This is a genomic window from Corallococcus sp. AB049A, assembly GCF_003668885.1.
GTDB lineage: Bacteria > Myxococcota > Myxococcia > Myxococcales > Myxococcaceae > Corallococcus > Corallococcus interemptor.
The window spans coordinates 1-419 of the sequence record NZ_RAWL01001256.1; the positions used below are offsets into that span (position 1 = coordinate 1).

Here is a 419-nt window from a genome sequence, read left to right on the forward strand (position 1 = left end):
GGCATATCTCAGCACTTGGGACCATCGGAGTGCATCTGTACTGATTTCATAAGCAGAATTGTATCGGACGCTGCGAGTCGCCCATTCTTTCTGATTTGAACCTACACTCTGCTCGAGAGCATTCAGAGGAAGATGCAATGCAGTTCATAGTCGACGGACCGGACATCCGAGAAGCACTTCTGCAGGCACACGAAGAGGGGCGAGTAGTCTTCTTCTGCGGCGCCGGAGTCTCTTACCCTTCAGGGCTACCTGGCTTCAAAGGGCTGGTTGAACAGATCTACGAATTGAATGGGACATCATTCACGGATATCGAGCGTGCCGCCTTCGATCGTTCAAAGTTCGACGCGACTCTCGATCTGCTTGAAAGGAGACTGCCTGGGCAGCGATTGGCAGTACGACGCGCCCTAGCGAGATCGTTG

The 419-nt window shown here is 53.2% G+C and carries 1 protein-coding gene; it reads left to right on the top strand.

Features of this window, described 5'->3' with window-relative positions; all coding sequences use genetic code 11:
- Positions 1–137: 137 nt before the first annotated feature.
- On the top strand, positions 138–419 hold a 282-nt coding region (locus D7X55_RS45210; RefSeq protein WP_147470528.1), incomplete at its 3' end, for a hypothetical protein.